The organism is Paenibacillus sp. N22P23 (assembly GCF_059383735.1).
In genome coordinates, this window is sequence record NZ_JBXENT010000002.1 from 995,849 (window position 1) to 1,011,020 (window position 15,172).

General features: G+C 44.5%; 17 protein-coding genes and 1 pseudogene. 3 read left to right on the plus strand and 15 right to left on the minus strand.

From position 1 onward, the window contains the following. Positions 1–39: 39 nt before the first annotated feature. Positions 40–909 (minus strand): alpha/beta hydrolase fold domain-containing protein, encoded by an 870-nt coding sequence (locus AC506A_RS14975; RefSeq protein WP_475784484.1) that lies wholly within the window; start codon positions 907–909, stop codon positions 40–42. A gap of 170 nt (positions 910–1,079) precedes the next feature. Between AC506A_RS14975 and AC506A_RS14980 the strand changes: the two genes are divergently transcribed. Next, positions 1,080–1,502 carry a DinB family protein gene (locus tag AC506A_RS14980; RefSeq protein ID WP_495461787.1) on the plus strand — a complete coding sequence of 141 codons (423 nt, stop codon included), beginning with the start codon at positions 1,080–1,082 and terminating at the stop codon, positions 1,500–1,502. A gap of 11 nt (positions 1,503–1,513) precedes the next feature. Here the strand turns inward: AC506A_RS14980 and AC506A_RS14985 are convergent, their stop codons facing one another. The 8 genes and pseudogenes from AC506A_RS14985 to AC506A_RS15020 form a co-directional block, all read right to left on the minus strand. Beyond that, positions 1,514–1,879: a hypothetical protein gene (locus AC506A_RS14985; RefSeq protein WP_495461788.1), complete on the minus strand. Its 366-nt coding sequence runs from the start codon at positions 1,877–1,879 to the stop codon at positions 1,514–1,516. Between the two features lie 442 nt (positions 1,880–2,321). After that, positions 2,322–3,275, minus strand: coding sequence for a phosphotransferase (locus AC506A_RS14990; RefSeq protein ID WP_495461789.1), 954 nt, complete (start codon positions 3,273–3,275; stop codon positions 2,322–2,324). Between the two features lie 57 nt (positions 3,276–3,332). Then, the gene (locus AC506A_RS14995; protein WP_495461790.1) at positions 3,333–3,620 is read right to left on the minus strand and encodes a DUF1048 domain-containing protein; all 288 of its coding nucleotides are present in this window, start codon (positions 3,618–3,620) and stop codon (positions 3,333–3,335) included. A 9-nt stretch (positions 3,621–3,629) separates the two neighbouring features. Next, positions 3,630–3,977 (minus strand): DUF1048 domain-containing protein, encoded by a 348-nt coding sequence (locus AC506A_RS15000; RefSeq protein WP_495461791.1) that lies wholly within the window; start codon positions 3,975–3,977, stop codon positions 3,630–3,632. Further along, on the minus strand, positions 3,974–4,282 hold the full coding sequence (locus tag AC506A_RS15005) for a PadR family transcriptional regulator (protein WP_495461913.1): 309 nt from the start codon (positions 4,280–4,282) through the stop codon (positions 3,974–3,976). The genes AC506A_RS15000 and AC506A_RS15005 overlap by 4 nt, the downstream gene beginning before the upstream one ends. Positions 4,283–4,501: 219 nt before the next feature. Further along, positions 4,502–4,591: pseudogene (locus AC506A_RS15010) on the minus strand (class I SAM-dependent methyltransferase); the annotation flags it as partial. 816 nt (positions 4,592–5,407) lie between these two features. Beyond that, positions 5,408–6,589: an alanyl-tRNA editing protein gene (locus AC506A_RS15015; RefSeq protein ID WP_495461792.1), complete on the minus strand. Its 1,182-nt coding sequence runs from the start codon at positions 6,587–6,589 to the stop codon at positions 5,408–5,410. A 49-nt stretch (positions 6,590–6,638) separates the two neighbouring features. After that, complete coding sequence (locus tag AC506A_RS15020; protein WP_495461793.1) at positions 6,639–7,469, minus strand: PPK2 family polyphosphate kinase; 831 nt, start codon at positions 7,467–7,469, stop codon at positions 6,639–6,641. 1,268 nt (positions 7,470–8,737) lie between these two features. On the opposite strand from AC506A_RS15020, the gene tgl reads away from it, so the two are divergent. After that, complete coding sequence (gene tgl / locus AC506A_RS15025) at positions 8,738–9,442, plus strand: spore coat transglutaminase TGL (RefSeq protein WP_495461794.1); 705 nt, start codon at positions 8,738–8,740, stop codon at positions 9,440–9,442. A 48-nt stretch (positions 9,443–9,490) separates the two neighbouring features. Here tgl and AC506A_RS15030 read toward each other — a convergent pair whose 3' ends face one another. The 3 genes from AC506A_RS15030 to AC506A_RS15040 are packed head-to-tail and all read right to left on the minus strand — an operon-like array spanning position 9,491 to position 10,975. After that, complete coding sequence (locus tag AC506A_RS15030; protein ID WP_495461795.1) at positions 9,491–10,273, minus strand: DUF817 domain-containing protein; 783 nt, start codon at positions 10,271–10,273, stop codon at positions 9,491–9,493. Further along, positions 10,273–10,482 (minus strand): helix-turn-helix domain-containing protein, encoded by a 210-nt coding sequence (locus tag AC506A_RS15035; protein ID WP_495461796.1) that lies wholly within the window; start codon positions 10,480–10,482, stop codon positions 10,273–10,275. Before AC506A_RS15035 ends, AC506A_RS15030 begins: the two co-directional genes overlap by 1 nt. Positions 10,483–10,492: 10 nt before the next feature. Continuing rightward, positions 10,493–10,975, minus strand: coding sequence for a DUF2975 domain-containing protein (locus AC506A_RS15040; protein WP_495461797.1), 483 nt, complete (start codon positions 10,973–10,975; stop codon positions 10,493–10,495). 206 nt (positions 10,976–11,181) lie between these two features. Between AC506A_RS15040 and AC506A_RS15045 the strand changes: the two genes are divergently transcribed. Then, on the plus strand, positions 11,182–12,168 hold the full coding sequence (locus AC506A_RS15045) for an aldo/keto reductase (RefSeq protein ID WP_495461798.1): 987 nt from the start codon (positions 11,182–11,184) through the stop codon (positions 12,166–12,168). 76 nt (positions 12,169–12,244) lie between these two features. On the opposite strand, the gene AC506A_RS15050 is transcribed toward AC506A_RS15045, so the two are convergent. The 3 genes from AC506A_RS15050 to AC506A_RS15060 form a co-directional block, all read right to left on the minus strand. Next, complete coding sequence (locus tag AC506A_RS15050; protein ID WP_495461799.1) at positions 12,245–13,750, minus strand: malate:quinone oxidoreductase; 1,506 nt, start codon at positions 13,748–13,750, stop codon at positions 12,245–12,247. 825 nt (positions 13,751–14,575) lie between these two features. Next, on the minus strand, positions 14,576–14,851 hold the full coding sequence (locus AC506A_RS15055; RefSeq protein ID WP_495461800.1) for a hypothetical protein: 276 nt from the start codon (positions 14,849–14,851) through the stop codon (positions 14,576–14,578). 15 nt (positions 14,852–14,866) lie between these two features. After that, entirely contained in the window at positions 14,867–15,160 is a 294-nt protein-coding gene (locus tag AC506A_RS15060; protein ID WP_495461801.1) for a hypothetical protein, read from the minus strand. Positions 15,161–15,172 lie beyond the last annotated feature (12 nt).

Genomic DNA, 15,172 nt, shown 5'->3' on the forward strand with positions numbered 1-15,172 from the left:
TAAATTCGGTTTTTAACTGACGTGCGCCATTTCTGAGAATTACTTGCATAAATGTGTTCTTAAAAAATCAACAACATTTTGAAATGCACTTTGAACCATCGGATCATGAAAATTTCGATCAAAATCATGATCCGCTCCTTCAATCGTTATCAACTCAGTATATACTCCATGTTCTTGAAGCTTCTTATACATCATCACCGATTGCTCATATGGCGTTATTTTATCTTTATCTCCATGTAGAAATAACGTAGGCGGATACTCCGCAGTGATATTATGAATAGGGCTATATTGTGTTAATTTATTATAATCATTAGCCGGATCGAATCCGGTCACTTCATTAACCCAAACACCTTGCTGAAAACAATAAAATAATAAATTGCCCCGTTCTTCCCACTGACCATTCGTTATTTCTTTTTCCCCTATGAATTGATAGGCGCTTTGCTTATCAACGATTTCATATTGTTGGCGGAAATGTTCACTCGGTTTCGTCGCCCATTCCCCTAGAATATCATGTCCAAAACAAGAAACTATCGCTTTTGGTTTAATGTCCATAGTGCCTATTAACAAGCTTAGATAACCACCAGAGGCTTTACCAAATAGAGCAATGTTATTTGTATCAAAATCATACCATTCCGTTGCTTTGGTTCGAGCCCATTCAAGTGCATCTCTAATATCTTCTACAATCGATTCCAATTTTGTTTCAGGAGCCAGTCGGTGATCAATATTCACAACACTAAATCCAGCCTGACAAAAATACTCAATTTGTTCTAAAGACATCCAAGCTCTAGTTCCAGCAATTAAGCCACCACCATGAATATAAATAATGACAGGCGAATTTCTCCCTTGGTAATAGATGTCAGCGTTAATAGAACAATTATTCACTTGTTTAAAAATCTTTGTTTCTTTCATCTTCTTTGTCTCCTTCCGAACTTTGCCTCATTAATGCTTTACTTTAAGGTATTCACAAGGTACAAAGTGATTACACTATCCTCCCCGTTACTTCAACGAAACAAGGAGCAGCTGCCTTTGGCAAACTGCTCCTTGTTCGTTTAGCGATCGTCGACTGGAAAAAATGGTTCATGGATGTGTGGGAGGATAATCGGCGTCTGACGAACAACGTGGCCCAAGCGCTAGTAGAAGTAGGCTCTATGGACAAGGTATTAGTGGACGGCATGCGACCATTCCGCGAGTTGACGCTGGAGATTTTGGGTATGGAGCGATGGAATGTCCGTGGTTTGGCATATGACCAATGGGAATATGAAGCCCCACCACAGATGTTGCGCACGTCTTCGATTGCCGAGGTATTGGAATTCGGCAGGAGTGTTCGTGAAGAAACGAGGCAGTTGTGGCCGAGTATCCCATTTGACGCGCTGGCCAAGATGCGCCCTGCACCGGCTCCGTATGTCCCCGAAGGTACTGCGATTGGGTGGTTAACGTACGCCCTGGAAAATGAGATTCATCATCGTGGGCAAGGGTATGAGTTAACTATCGTTTCCCGTTAGTTCAGCCACAACTACAAAAAGAATGGTGGTTCAAGACTATTAATGTCTCTTTGTACCAAAGCAAATCTACGGTCTGTCAGCCATAGCGGCTCTGAGAAAGAAATAACCTCACTCTCCCCTCGAGGAGTAGATTCTATGGTAATCTCTACTTTTAAGTCGCGAAATTCGAAATCTGAGTCTCTGTCCTCGTAATTTTCCAACTCATATTCCTTCGCCATCTCTGCATCATAAAAAGCCGCTGATGCTACCCCTTTAATCTGAATTAATCCACTGTTACCAATCTCCCATTTGAATCGTTCAACAATTTGCTCAAATGGATGATTAAAATACAACCAACCATCTCCCGTTGGACTGAAAGCAACCTCAATGTCCTCCATTGCACCTGGCGCATAAAGCTTGTCCGCTGACCATCGGCCGAGCCAACCATGCATCGGTATCTATAGGTTCTAGCAATGTACCGCCTCTTTTTCGGTATGCGACTTCACATCTCTTACATACTCTAATCCCTTCTCTAGGTTGAGTTTCATATCCAGAGAGGTGTGAACCACAAAGAAGTTGGTCAGTATCAATTTCCATGTAATGAAGCTTCATGCGGCTTTTACCAGCAAATGCTCCTGCTGTAATTAATTTATACTCTCTTGGCATTTCCTCGCCTCTCCAAATCTGTATGTAAAAAAAAAAATTCCTCATTTCCTCACTTACCAATTTTACATCTATCATCAACTAGGAACACATGTAAATTGTTCCACTAGTCTGCCCGTTAGCGTAACGAATAATTGGAGCAGATGCCGACGGCATCAAAAAAACTTCACGCTGGAGTTATAGTTCACCTTTTCCCATAAACATGCCAACAGCTTGTTTCGCGAAAGCAGCATAGGCGTAAGTCCGCTCCGGACAACGATCAATTGCCCATCTGGTATGATCGAAAGCTTTAAGCAACTGTAAACCTCTCATGTCAGCAATATCCTCTTCACTCAACCCGTAACCTTCTAAGAAGGCTTGGAATTCCTCATTATTTGGGCCTTCCTTTAGCCCAAGCATCTGGTACTGCAACACTTGAAGAACCGCTCCATGCGGAACCACGCTCACTTCAGCATTGCCCCAATCCAGCAATATCACTTGATTATCATGGACAATTATATTCTTTAAAGAGATATCCCCATGGATGAGGCCGAAGCGAAGCGTCTCATTCTTCATATCCTCAAAACGTTTTTTTACGCGCTGTGATTCCTCCTGAGTCATTACCCCAAGCGTAATCAAGGGATCATGCTCCGTTAAACAATGGATATTATGCTGCAAATCCCCTTGCAAACTGCCGTCTGATTGGGCATGACCAAATGACTGGAACACACCGTTGACGGGATCGACCAGGTTTCTTCCAAATCCTTCTACTTGAATCAAATCCATTCGCTTGGCATATTCGCCAAGCTGTCTCCAAATAGCAGATCCGTGAGCCTTACTGTCTAACCCGTTGTCGCCATCGATAAAAGTTTGAATCATATAAGCTATTTCATCAACTATGCCAATGGACAACACCTCGGGCCCAGGAATTCCAACTGCGGCTGCTTGCTCGATACACCACTTTTCCTTGATATAAGATGGATAAGTATCTTTATTGTTCATGCGGACAACGACCTTCTGTCTCTTCGTTTCCACTACGATAATTTGATTATCGATACCTTTACCTATAATTGGGTAGGATGATTTAACTTCTTCCTGAAGAAAATCTCCTGCAATTCGTACAGCAGCTTGTGGCACTACTAAGTCTTTCATAATTTCTATCCCCCCTAAAGTCTACCTTAACTAATCCCCCCAAGAAATGGCCGATCCTCAAATGTCAGCGTAAGTTTCTAAATCCTTGATTAGATCGTCGCAGAAAGCCGCTACGTCACTGCCCGTCACTTCGAGCACGCCTTTCCCCGAGGCTGCGCCTTCTTCAAACAGATCGACAATCCCCGAGAGCAAACCAGCCCCGTCGGTTAGCTCAACAGTGCCGACCTTAAAGAGATATTTTTGAATCTCTTTATAAACAATCTGATAATCTTGCGGGAGCGCTTTGATGCGCGCCACGTGTGCTCGCCACTCTTTTTTGCCTTCAATGATATCTTTTATACTCATATTATCCTCCTATTTACCTAATTTTTTAGCGATACTATTGTTGAGTTGCTGGCGCCACTTGTCGCGAAACGACTTTGCCCCTTCTTCGCCGGCGAGCGCTGAACAAAAGCCTTTGATATCGTCACCCAAAACCTCTTGGACACTCTGACCGTCCGCCGCCGTTTCTTCGAGCAGGCTAAGCACACCGTCAAGAATTGGCATGAGGTTACGACCAGTGAAATCCGAGTACGGAAAAAGATTTGCGTTAATTGTTCCCCATGCCGCTTGATAATCAGCTGGCAGCTTTTTGACTCGCGATTCAAATTTCTTAAAATCTCTAGTCATATCGTTGCCGGTGATTTTATCCCAGAAATTCATGATTTATTCTCCTTTAACTCGTTAATTTTTGATGATACGAACTCCCATTTCTCCCAGAACCTCTGCAGCTCCTCGCGCCCCGCGTCGGTGATCGTGAAAAACTTTCGCGGCGGTCCCATATCCGAGGGCTTTTTGGTGATTTCCACCAACTTGTTTTTTTCAAGCCGGATCAGGATGGTATACACCGTTCCATCCACAACATCTGTGAAGCCGAGGGCGTTCAGCCGCCGCGTAATTTCGTAGCCGTAGGATTCTTTACGACTTATTATTTCAAGGACACAACCCTCAAGCGCCCCTTTGAGCATCTCCGTTAGGTTTTCCAGCACTTCCACCCCTTGCTATTCTGTATCACTGGTATGCAGTGATACTTATTACAGCTATAAAGTAACACGTAGTAGTAAGTTAGTCAATAACGAATGCTTTGACACCAATTTCACATTTTGAACTCCCCCTTACTTCAACAAACAAAAAAGAGCTGCTACAAAGCAAGCTCCTCAACTATCGTCTTCTATATTTTTCGTGCCATTCACATAGGTTGATAGTTTACGGTCCGATAATGTTAGCGTACTTTCGCCAAGAGTAACCGAATACCAAGATTCATCGAAATAACATTTTTAAACAGAATTCTTGTCCATGCCGTCATCCTCCCTAAATTAACCAAAAACAACCAAATCGAATCCATCTTATCGCACGTATGTTCTTATGTAAATGCCGTCTATTAGGGATTAGTCAATTAAGCTAATCTTCCGGTTACTTCAGTAAACAAAAAGAGACCCGCAGCAACGGGCTGCGGGTCTAAAGTGTATATATTTAAAAAGGGGGTCGAGTTTTATTATAGATATACTTCATTAAAACGAGATGAAAATAGGATTTCAATCGTGTTACATTTTATAAAACTCTCGTGCCTCGCTAGTTCAGAATGGATGAATCATCCCCGATGACTAACTCTATCAATTCTCTCACTTTCGGCATAGAAATGGAGTAGAGCTTAGACTCGATAGATTTAAAAGGAGGTTATCACATGGGAATACGAGGTCGTTTTGTACAGGTGCGTGTCAGAATAGGTGGTACTCGGCTCGTCGATGAAGAACTGGGCCTTCGGTCTGGTGAAAGGATTCGATCCTGCGATTCCGGCGACCCAAGCAAAGTAACATGTTCTAGTACGGAGAGAGCAGTTCTTCTTAGAGGTTTGTCATTCGGGACTGTAATAGTAAGCGTTGATACCAACTTCGGAGGTATTACAATAATAGCGAGTGCTACCTGATAAAAGGACTGTTATACCAATTTCATATTGGAAATAAGCCCGTTACTTCAACAAAACAAGGAGCAGCTGCTGCCCGGCAATCTGCTCCTTGTTCGTTCTATTTTCGCTCTTTATCTGCACACCATTTTGCAAATCCGGCAATGCGCGACCTACTTGTAACGCGACATCAATCGACACTACTTTGGAAGGTTGCTCTTGCGCATTCGTAAAAAGCCAATGCTTCGTTCATTGTCCCGAATCCAGCCTGTGCCATGGTGCTGCTGCCTCCTCCTTTTCCGCCGTATGTCCCTAGATGTTCCTTGAAAAATGCGCCGCAAGAACGCTCAACTATCCCGCTATGCGATAGCACCACTTTGTAATCCGCAAGATCCGCGAGAAGTACGGGATCGTTGGTCAATGATGTGAGTTTTATCGCCAGGCTTTGCAAATCTTTCAATGACTTGTTTTCAAACTGATGCGCGATCAAGCTTGTTTCCTGTCGTTCCAAGAGCTCGCGCGCGACAAACGAATCATTCTGCTCCTTGAGAGCTGCCATTTCCGTTTGAATCTGTTTCTGCTCTTGCTCCCGCTTCTCAACGCGAGCGACAATATCATCTTTCCCGGTATTGAATTTTAGAGATAGCTTCCCTATTATGCCTAAACAATCGTTAAATTCCGCTAAGGCACGGTTACCGCATTTGAATGAAATTCGCGTATTCCCTTTCATCTTCTCCGTTCTCAGCAGCTTGATCATCCCAATTCCACCCGTAGATGAAACATGCGTCCCGCCGCATGCATTGTATTCCACGCTTTCAATCTCGACAATCCGTACGTTCCCAGACACTTTCGGCGGCTTTACTAGCGGCAAATGGCTAGCCTCCTCCTCTGAAACCATACGACTAGTAATTTGGTAATTATCATAGATGGCCTGGTTCACTTCCTGTTCCAGATGCGATAACTGCTCCAGAGTTAGATCTGACCTTTCCACATCGATAGTTGCGGTTTCGATGCCTAGGTGAAAGCTTAACGTCATCGCGTCAAATAACTTTAGACAAACCGCCGAGAGCAGATGCTGACCGCTATGCTGCTGCATATGATCGAATCTTCGTTGCCAATCAATCCGGCATGATGCTGCCGTACCTTCCGGTAATCGCTCTACTTTATGCAGCACTTCATCTTCCTCGCTTATAACATCCAATACAGGGATACCGTTAATCGTTCCCGTATCGCAAGGTTGACCCCCTCCATGAGGATAAAAGGCACTTTCCTCCATGAGGACGTACCATCCATCCTCTCTCTTGATCGACTTCGTAATCTTTGTTTCCCATTCGGTTACATAGGAAGAATTATAATACAATCTAATCGTCATTGTTCAATCCCTTTTCTTAAGCATAATCACTTCTCATCCTATAGGGCCCCTATTGGGACAGGGAGGCGTTGGATTGAAGCTGCTCCAGAAGCTTTCGTGTCTCGATGTCCGGTTCTGGATAAGAAAGGTCCAATTTCTCCAAGGAACTTAAAATAATCCGGAGCACCAAGTAGTCGCGAAACCAGCGTTCATTGGCTGGGACGATATGCCACGGAGCGTGATTGCTTGCTGTATATCTGAAAGCATCTTCGTATGCGTCAATGTATGAATCCCAGTAATGCCGCTCGTTGAGATCGCTTGGATCGAATTTCCATAGCTTCTCCGGGTTGCTCAGCCGTTCGCGGATTTTCTCGAGCTGAAATTCAGGGGAAATATGCAGGAAAATTTTGATCAGCAACACGCCACTACTCGTTAGAAGTTTCTCGAAATGCCGTATATGCTTCATCCGAGTTGCTGCTTCTTCGTCCTGTATCAAGCCGTGCACCCGGGTAATGAGCACATCCTCATAATAAGAACGATTAAATGCGGTAATATAGCCTTTGGCAGGGACAACCTTATGCGTTCTCCATAAGAAGTCATGAGCAGACTCTTCAAGAGTCGGTTTCTTAAAACTCTCCGCTCGAAAGCCCTTAGGATTCAGGTTGGACAGTACCTTCTTGATGACGCCGTCCTTCCCGCTGCAGTCCATTCCTTGGAACAATACGAGCACAGCATTCGTCTTCGAGGCAAACAACTTGTCCTGCAGATTGCGAAGCTTCCGTTCCATGTGTTCGAACTCATCTTGAATCTCTTCTTTGCTTACAAAACCGCTTGTATCGTTCGGATCGAAGTGGCTCAGACCGCGCTTGACTGCTTTGGTCAGCCGATAGTTTTTCAACATAAGACACCTCCTCAGACACTTCTTTCATTCTCGAGTGTTGTTCAGGTCGATGAACCCTGCAATGTGTTCTTAATAATTTTTAATTTAACCATACGTACTAAAATTGAAGCATTTTTTAGATAATTATCCCACAGTTTGTACTTAGGTATTCAGCAATTTGTTGCGTTAAACTCCAGTTAGCGGAACAGGCCGCCGACTTAAAGCTTTTAATTGGTGTTCCACAACAAAGGCTGCTAGAATGCCTTCATATGATTCAACATTATTTGTTGTTCCCTCCATGTTTTCAATGTTTATACTTTATCAATCATTTCTCGTTGTTTGGGTAAAATTCCATAAATAAATACTTCCAATCATTCATGAAGTCGCTTTGAAAAGTTCTATTATAGTAGTTAATATGTACGTTCCAGAAATCATGTGATTTGCAATAATACTTGCCAAGGATAAATGATGGGTAGTTGTGAACTGAACTTGCCATAATTCTTATCTTTTCTGTATCCTTCTGATCGATGACATGGATTAAACTTTCAACTACATACTGGATCGGACGAATGCTCTGATAGATCCTTTCCATATTTCCTGCCCTACGAAACAACCTTAATTTCTTGAGTTTTGAGATAATAATCGCTTTGTATTGGTGGTCATCAACTAATTGCAATTCATTTATCAAATGACGAATTGAACGATAATTTAGTTTTAAATCTTTATGAAGCCAGTTTTGATACTTATGTAGTATTTGATATAGTACAGGATCCAGTGGATCAACTCTTATAAAAATAAAGAGATAATATAGTGAATCCATTACATTTTTCCCATACATCTTCTCAAGAATGATAATCACCTGCTTCTTTGTGTGTATTGCCAATAAACAAAAAGAGACCCGCAACAACGGGCTGCGGGTCTAAAGTGTATATTTTAAAAGGGGGTTGAGTTCTATTATAGATACACTTCATTAAACCGAGATGAAAATAGGATTTCAATCGTGTTACATTTATAGGTAACCATCCTTATACCCCTATTCATTAAAGGAGATATACGGACTGGGGAAGCCGAATTTCTGCCGGTGGGCTCCAATCCTGTTTGGCTTAACCTGGGGAATTAAAGATCCCGAACCGCCTGCCTCCGGCTTGCTCGGAAAAATCTTCGGAGCCATCACCATAGGCCGCAAATAGAGAAAAGTCGGCATCAATTGTTGCGCTAACGCACAAGCATTCTCCTTTGCCCATACAATGCAATAGGCATTTTGAGCATGATGAGGAGGCAGAGCCGACATGCAGTTTGAACCGACCTTACGGTCGAATATTATCGCGGCAGCCAGGGACTTGCAAAGCAGCCCAGCGGGATTCGCGACGTTTAAGAAGTCGTTTTGTAATGAGGCGTACTGGACGCTAACGAGTGAAGGAGGATTTCAGCTCAAGGAAAACGTTATGCCAGCCGAAGCCATCCAAGATATTTTCTCGAATGGGAAAAAATACGGCTTTGAATGTGCGACAGCCATCATCATCGTTTTGTACAAAGCCGTTCTGGATACGCTCGGAGAAGGTCCATTCAATCGGTTGTTTCAGAAATTGTACCTGTATTCCTGGGAAGCTGACAGCGACCTTGGGCTGATTAACGAAGACGGCCCCAGCGCGAATGCACAGCCAGGTGACGTGTTATACTTCAAGAACCCGGATGTCAATCCAGATAAAATGGAATGGCAAGGTGAAAATGTCATCAAGTTGAGCGACGATCTGTATTTCGGGCACGGAATTGGCATTAAGAGTGGAGAAGGCATCATCGCATCGTTGAATAAACGCCGCATCCAAGATGCAACGAAATCGGCCTATCTGGAAGATCGGTTCGTATATCCCGATTTCTATCATTTGTCCCAATATGCTCCGGCCGATATACGCCTGTACTACAATACAACCAGATGGCCAAACTCCCAAGCAGTAGCTGCAAGCATCGGCGTGCGGAGATATATTCGGCATTAGCATAAAGGCCAGGAAGAGCGAATGCTCCACCTGGCCTTCGATATGGAACTATTTTGTCCTACTTGGGGCTTGCCGGTCTTTCACCCGCTTCAAAGTCGCTACAATCAGAAAGCTGACAATGACAAGCAGCAGCCATGAGCTCACTTTTCCGAAATGTACGATTCGCCACGATCTGGCTTGATCCGGATATTCCCATGCTCCAAAGAAAGTTGCGACATTCTCGGCGATCCAGATAAAGAATCCGATCAGCAGAAATGAAGGCGCGAGCGGCATCCGGTATCTTGTTCCACCAACCTCATAGGTAACCCAAGTCCGCCAAAATACGAGAAGAACAAGTGCTGACAACCACCAACGAACATCGATCCAATAATGGTGAGTGAAAAAGTTTAAATAAATCAGGCCAGCAAGCGTGACCACCACCGGGAACGGCGGCCATCTTACCAGCTCGACGTCCATCCGACGCCAGGCTTGGCATAGATAACTCGCAACGCTCGCATACATAAAGCCGCTGTATAACGGAACGCCAAACACCTTCGTATACCCTTCCCCTGGGTACGACCATGAACCCATATGAACTTTAAATAGTTCAAGTGCCAACCCTATCAAATGAAACAAGGTAATAACCTTAACTTCATCGCGCGATTCAAGACCGGAATGAACCATCCACCACTGCATGGCGAGGCAGATGAGCAGCAGCAAATCATACCTTGGAAGCCAAGGAATCTGGATCATCTGCGTTAAAGCCAGCGAAGCGAAAATAACAACGGGAAACAGGCATGACCATGCCTGCTCCCAGCCAAAACGAACGAGTTGCAGCAAGGCCTTTCTCATTATTCGTCCATTTTGTATTCTAGAATATCTCCGGGTTGACAGTCTAAAGCTTTACAAATCGCCTCCAAAGTGGAAATACGAATCGCTTTAGCCTTTCCATTCTTCAATATGGACAGGTTCGCCATCGTAATTCCGACCCTCTCCGAAAGCTCCGTTACGCTCATTTTCCGCTTCGCCAACATCACATCAATATTTATTATGATCGCCATGTTATTCACCTCAGACCGTTAGGTCGTTTTCTGATTTGATATCTATGGCATTTCTCAACAGCTTCTGAAGAACAGCCGCGAAAACCGCAATCACCATGGAAGCAAATATAATCGCCATCCCGATTACAATAACTCCGGGGGAATCGTCTCTCTCTGCAAAGAGGTAAAAGAGGGGCATTCCCAATATAAATAAGGCACTGATCGAGAGCGCACAAGTTTTGATTTTCTTCAAAGCATCGACAGATAAATCCGAGAAAGCTTGGTTCTTGTCAATATAGCTTAACAGTTTGAAAGCCTGATACAGCGCAAAGTAATACGGGATCACAGTTGCGTACAGATCAACGAAGACCAGAAATTTCAAATAAGTATGATCTGGATACAATTCTGCAATATAATTGGCGATCTCCGGTATCACAAATATGCAAATGGCAAGAATCGGAATTCCGATCAGAAAAACAGTTACCTTTAAGAATAGCGTTGAACCTCGTTCCATTAGATGCACCTCACTTCAATATTCTCATTTTGAATTTAACACATTATTTATTGTTTTTCAATAAATTTAAATCGTTATGCAGACTATTTATATTGTTATATTTCAAGAAGGATGCCTCCATTCGTTTATTGTACATTGCCATCCCCAGCGGAACATGGCATTCTCAAAGGTATTGAATGAGCATTTATGGGGAGGTAATGAGGGGAATGCGTTATAGAGAAATACCTGGTACAACGTTAAATGCCTCTGTCATCTGCATGGGTACAGGTGGGTTCGGGGGAGGAATGTCTCGCGAGGATGCGTTCCGTCTGATTGATCTCTATCTAGAGCTTGGGGGCAACTTTATCGACACTGCTCATTCATATGATAACTGGCTGGGAATCGGGCGAAGTTTAACCGAGACACGGCTTGGCGAATGGATGCAGGAGCGAGGCAACCGCAATAAGCTTGTTCTAGCCACCAAGGGCGGTCATCCGGAGGAGGAGACGCCGCATCAAGCAAGACTTGGGCGAGACGTGCTTCATCAGGAGATTGATGAAAGTTTAAAGCTGCTTCGAACCGACTATATCGACCTTTACTGGCTCCATCGCGATGAGCCAAGCAGACCGGTTGAAGAAATTATGGAGACACTCCACAGCCAAGTCCAAGCAGGTAAAATCCGTCATATCGGCTGCTCGCATTGGACCGTGGAACGGATTAAGCAAGCGCAGAGCTATGCGACTGCCAACGGTTTGACTCCTTTTGTTGCGAATCAACCTTATTGGAATTTAGCTGGTTATTATACCGGCTCCGCGAACGATGATCTCGAAGCAGACAGTCGCTACTATACGGAAAGCGGCCTAGCCGTTATCCCATTCTCATCTCAGGCGAACGGCTTCTTCAGCGGCAGGTATGCGCGAGGGAAAGCAGCGGGTACACATGGAAGCGCAGCACATGTAGAGAGGAACTTCTTTAACGATCGCTGTTTTGATCTTTTGGATCGCGTACAACTACTGGCAAACGAGCTTGGGACAACCGGAACGGTTATTGCTCTAGCCTATCTGACTTCGCAGCCATTCTCTGTATTCCCAATTATCGGCTCAAAGACACCGGACAATATGCGCGACAGCTGTGCCGCAGGGGATCTATTGCTAACGCCTGAGCAGCTTCAATTCCTTGAAAAGGGTACTTCCCCTTCGGCTTCATTCGATTAGATACGCGGCTTGGTCCCACAAGCCAAGAAAAAAGCAGCCGAATAATTTCGGCTGCTTCGTTGTTGTTTCATATGGTTTAGTGCGATGCCTGCAACGATACCTTCTCGCTAAGACCAAGCGCCCGCGCTGTTGAAAGCTGATGTTGACGGATTAACTCCGGATTTTTCAACAGGGACACGCCATAAGAAGGAATCATTTCTTTGATCTTCGGCTCCCACTCTTTATTATGTTCGGGGAAGCATTTCTTAATCACTTCAAGCATAACGGAAACCGCTGTAGAAGCACCTGGTGAAGCACCAAGCAATGCTGCAATGGAGCCGTCAGCGGCACTAATGACTTCCGTACCAAATTGAAGCGTTCCTTTGCCTGCCGCAGTATCTTTAATAATTTGAACACGCTGGCCTGCAACTAGTAATTCCCAATCTGCGCTGTTTGCATTCGGAACAAATTCCCGCAATGCTTCCATGCGTTTTTCTTTGGATAACATAACTTGCTTAATTAGGTAGGTGGTCAGTGAAACGTTCTTCACGCCAGCTGCCATCATCGTCACGAGATTATGTCCTTTAACGGAAGACGACAAATCGAACATCGAACCGAATTTCAAGAACTTCGGTGAGAAACCGGCGAACGGTCCGAAGAACAGAGACTCTTTCTTGTCGATAACCCTTGTGTCCAGATGCGGGACAGACATTGGGGGCGCACCAACCGGAGCTTGTCCGTATACTTTGGCACGATGCTGCGCTACTATGTCCGGGTTCTGACACACCATGAATAGTCCGCTTACCGGGAATCCACCAATCCCTTTTCCTTCAGGAATACCGGATTTCTGCAGCAAATGCAGGCTTCCGCCGCCGCCGCCGATAAAGACGAACTTAGCAGTTTGACGCTCGACCTTGCCGCTTCCAACATCGCGCACTTTCAATTCCCATGAACCGTCAGACGCACGTTTAATATCATCAACGTTATGGTTGAATTTAACATCAACGTTCTCACTCTTCAAGTGGTCAAACAAGATACGTGTTAAAGCGCCAAAGTTGACATCCGTACCCGATTCAATTCTTGTAGCCGCTATAGGTTGATTGACATTCCGGTCTTTCATCATCAGCGGAATCCATTCCTTCAGCTTCGCCGGATCTTCGGAATACTCCATCCCGTCAAATAATGGATTGTGTTCCAATGCTTTAAACCGTTTTCTCAAAAATGCTACGTCTTGTTCCCCTTGAACAAAACTCATATGAGGTACTGGAACGATAAAGTCTTGTGGATTCCGAATCAAATTGCGGTTCACCAGATAAGACCAAAACTGCCTCGACACCTGGTATTCTTCATTTACTTTAATAGCTTTGCTGATATCTATAGATCCGTCCGGTTTCTCGACAGTGTAGTTAAGCTCGCAAAGTGAAGAATGTCCTGTCCCTGCATTGTTCCATTCGTTTGAGCTTTCCTCGCCAGCAGTTGCGCGCCGCTCGAGCACTGTGATGTTCCAGTGCGGTACCAATTCTTTAAGCAGTGAACCTAGGGTAGCACTCATGATTCCGGCACCAATTAAGATAACGTCTGTTTTCGTTTGTCTGTTGCTCATGTTTACCGTCCTTCTACTCTACGATTTGCAGAAAGGATGTGAGCGTTCCTGCTAAAGCGCCACAGCAAGCCAGGGTAAAACCTTATCACACATCTTTTCCGGTCAATTATTTCTCTATCCTAGTGTATCACTATTATTTAGAGATTAAAATAATTGGGTTCAATAATCCTTTACAAATTCGTGTACCAATTACACCTAACATATCCTTTATTCCACTATGCTGGCCGATAGCGGTAAATCCAACAGCTGCATACCTTATTAGCTTATCCATTTCTTCCTATCAAATAACAAAGCCAATTGTCCCCAGCTCTCATTCAACCTGCATCGTAATGATGCCTGCATGATCAGCCACGTAGGTAGTGGTCTGTATTCAAATCCTTATTGCCTTGCAGATTACCGTAATGAGCGCCTCGAGGCAGAGAATGTGATTTCGGATTTCGTAATCAGCTCAACATGACTGAAATTGTGTGATAACTGGTAATATAATACGAAGAAGGTCACGAACATCGTAATCCGTCAAGCTGTTCTCCGAAATCGCAACGTACTTGCATTCCACGAAAATCTAACGAACCGTAGAGGCGTTATTTGGCCGAAGATCGGGGCTTCGAGAATCTAACGAACCATACAGGCGTTATTTGGGGATAATCGGCCCCCAAACACTCAAAAACCGTCAAATAAAGCCCCTACGGTTCGTTAGAATTATTTCAGACCCATTAATGAACAAATAAGCGCCGTACGGTTCGTTAGAGCTTCCCAACAAGCAAACCGCCTGAGCGAAGTTTGCGGATCACCTATTCTAGGCAAGATGTGAAGTGCGAGATGGCGTTATTCCAACCTTCCAACAAAGCCTGTCCCGGTCTGATAATTGCCGTCTTCCATCTGTGGGTTTACTGACCACTGCTTGGCTATAAGCATTACATCTTCTTCACTTGGCAGAACAGGCTCGTCCGCTTTCAAGTCCGTGATAATCAGATTATGCCGGCGTTCTTCTGTGCTAATCTCACCTTCATTAAGAAGGATTTCCCCACTCTCGCCTAAGTAACCGTAACCACGGACTAACGTACCATTCACAGATTTCGCCCAGACATGGTACTCGACCACTCGATGCGTTCCAAACTAACAAGCTTCTCCGAAACGTGAGCTCAGACCAGAAAGGACGGTTAGTGGATCAGTTGAAGACTCCCCTCCACTTAGGTCAGGCATTTGCGAATTGATGACCAGCGTCCAACCATTCACCGGTGGAGTGACAAAATAGTACCCATTGTACGCACCATTGATTCCTGTTCTCCAGTTCGAAGCCTGTACCTCCTTGAGCTGCATGACTTCTATAACAGCCTGAGTGTCACGCGTCTTAATCGCAAACCATTGCGATTTGTAACCAAATGCTACAGGCAAATATACGATTTTCATACGTTGCCCCCT

Coding starts and splice junctions, on each gene's coding strand:
- AC506A_RS14980 (WP_495461787.1), top strand. CDS start 1,080: ATGGATGTGTGGGAGGATAATCGGCGTCTGACGAACAACGTGGCCCAA.
- AC506A_RS15035 (WP_495461796.1), bottom strand. CDS start 10,482: ATGGCGATCATAATAAATATTGATGTGATGTTGGCGAAGCGGAAAATG.
- tgl (WP_495461794.1), top strand. CDS start 8,738: ATGCAGTTTGAACCGACCTTACGGTCGAATATTATCGCGGCAGCCAGG.
- AC506A_RS15060 (WP_495461801.1), bottom strand. CDS start 15,160: ATGAAAATCGTATATTTGCCTGTAGCATTTGGTTACAAATCGCAATGG.
- AC506A_RS15045 (WP_495461798.1), top strand. CDS start 11,182: ATGCGTTATAGAGAAATACCTGGTACAACGTTAAATGCCTCTGTCATC.
- AC506A_RS15005 (WP_495461913.1), bottom strand. CDS start 4,282: ATGCTCAAAGGGGCGCTTGAGGGTTGTGTCCTTGAAATAATAAGTCGT.
- AC506A_RS14985 (WP_495461788.1), bottom strand. CDS start 1,879: ATGGAGGACATTGAGGTTGCTTTCAGTCCAACGGGAGATGGTTGGTTG.
- AC506A_RS14975 (WP_475784484.1), bottom strand. CDS start 909: ATGAAAGAAACAAAGATTTTTAAACAAGTGAATAATTGTTCTATTAAC.
- AC506A_RS15020 (WP_495461793.1), bottom strand. CDS start 7,469: ATGTTGAAAAACTATCGGCTGACCAAAGCAGTCAAGCGCGGTCTGAGC.
- AC506A_RS15015 (WP_495461792.1), bottom strand. CDS start 6,589: ATGACGATTAGATTGTATTATAATTCTTCCTATGTAACCGAATGGGAA.
- AC506A_RS14990 (WP_495461789.1), bottom strand. CDS start 3,275: ATGAAAGACTTAGTAGTGCCACAAGCTGCTGTACGAATTGCAGGAGAT.
- AC506A_RS14995 (WP_495461790.1), bottom strand. CDS start 3,620: ATGAGTATAAAAGATATCATTGAAGGCAAAAAAGAGTGGCGAGCACAC.
- AC506A_RS15050 (WP_495461799.1), bottom strand. CDS start 13,750: ATGAGCAACAGACAAACGAAAACAGACGTTATCTTAATTGGTGCCGGA.
- AC506A_RS15030 (WP_495461795.1), bottom strand. CDS start 10,273: ATGAGAAAGGCCTTGCTGCAACTCGTTCGTTTTGGCTGGGAGCAGGCA.
- AC506A_RS15040 (WP_495461797.1), bottom strand. CDS start 10,975: ATGGAACGAGGTTCAACGCTATTCTTAAAGGTAACTGTTTTTCTGATC.
- AC506A_RS15000 (WP_495461791.1), bottom strand. CDS start 3,977: ATGAATTTCTGGGATAAAATCACCGGCAACGATATGACTAGAGATTTT.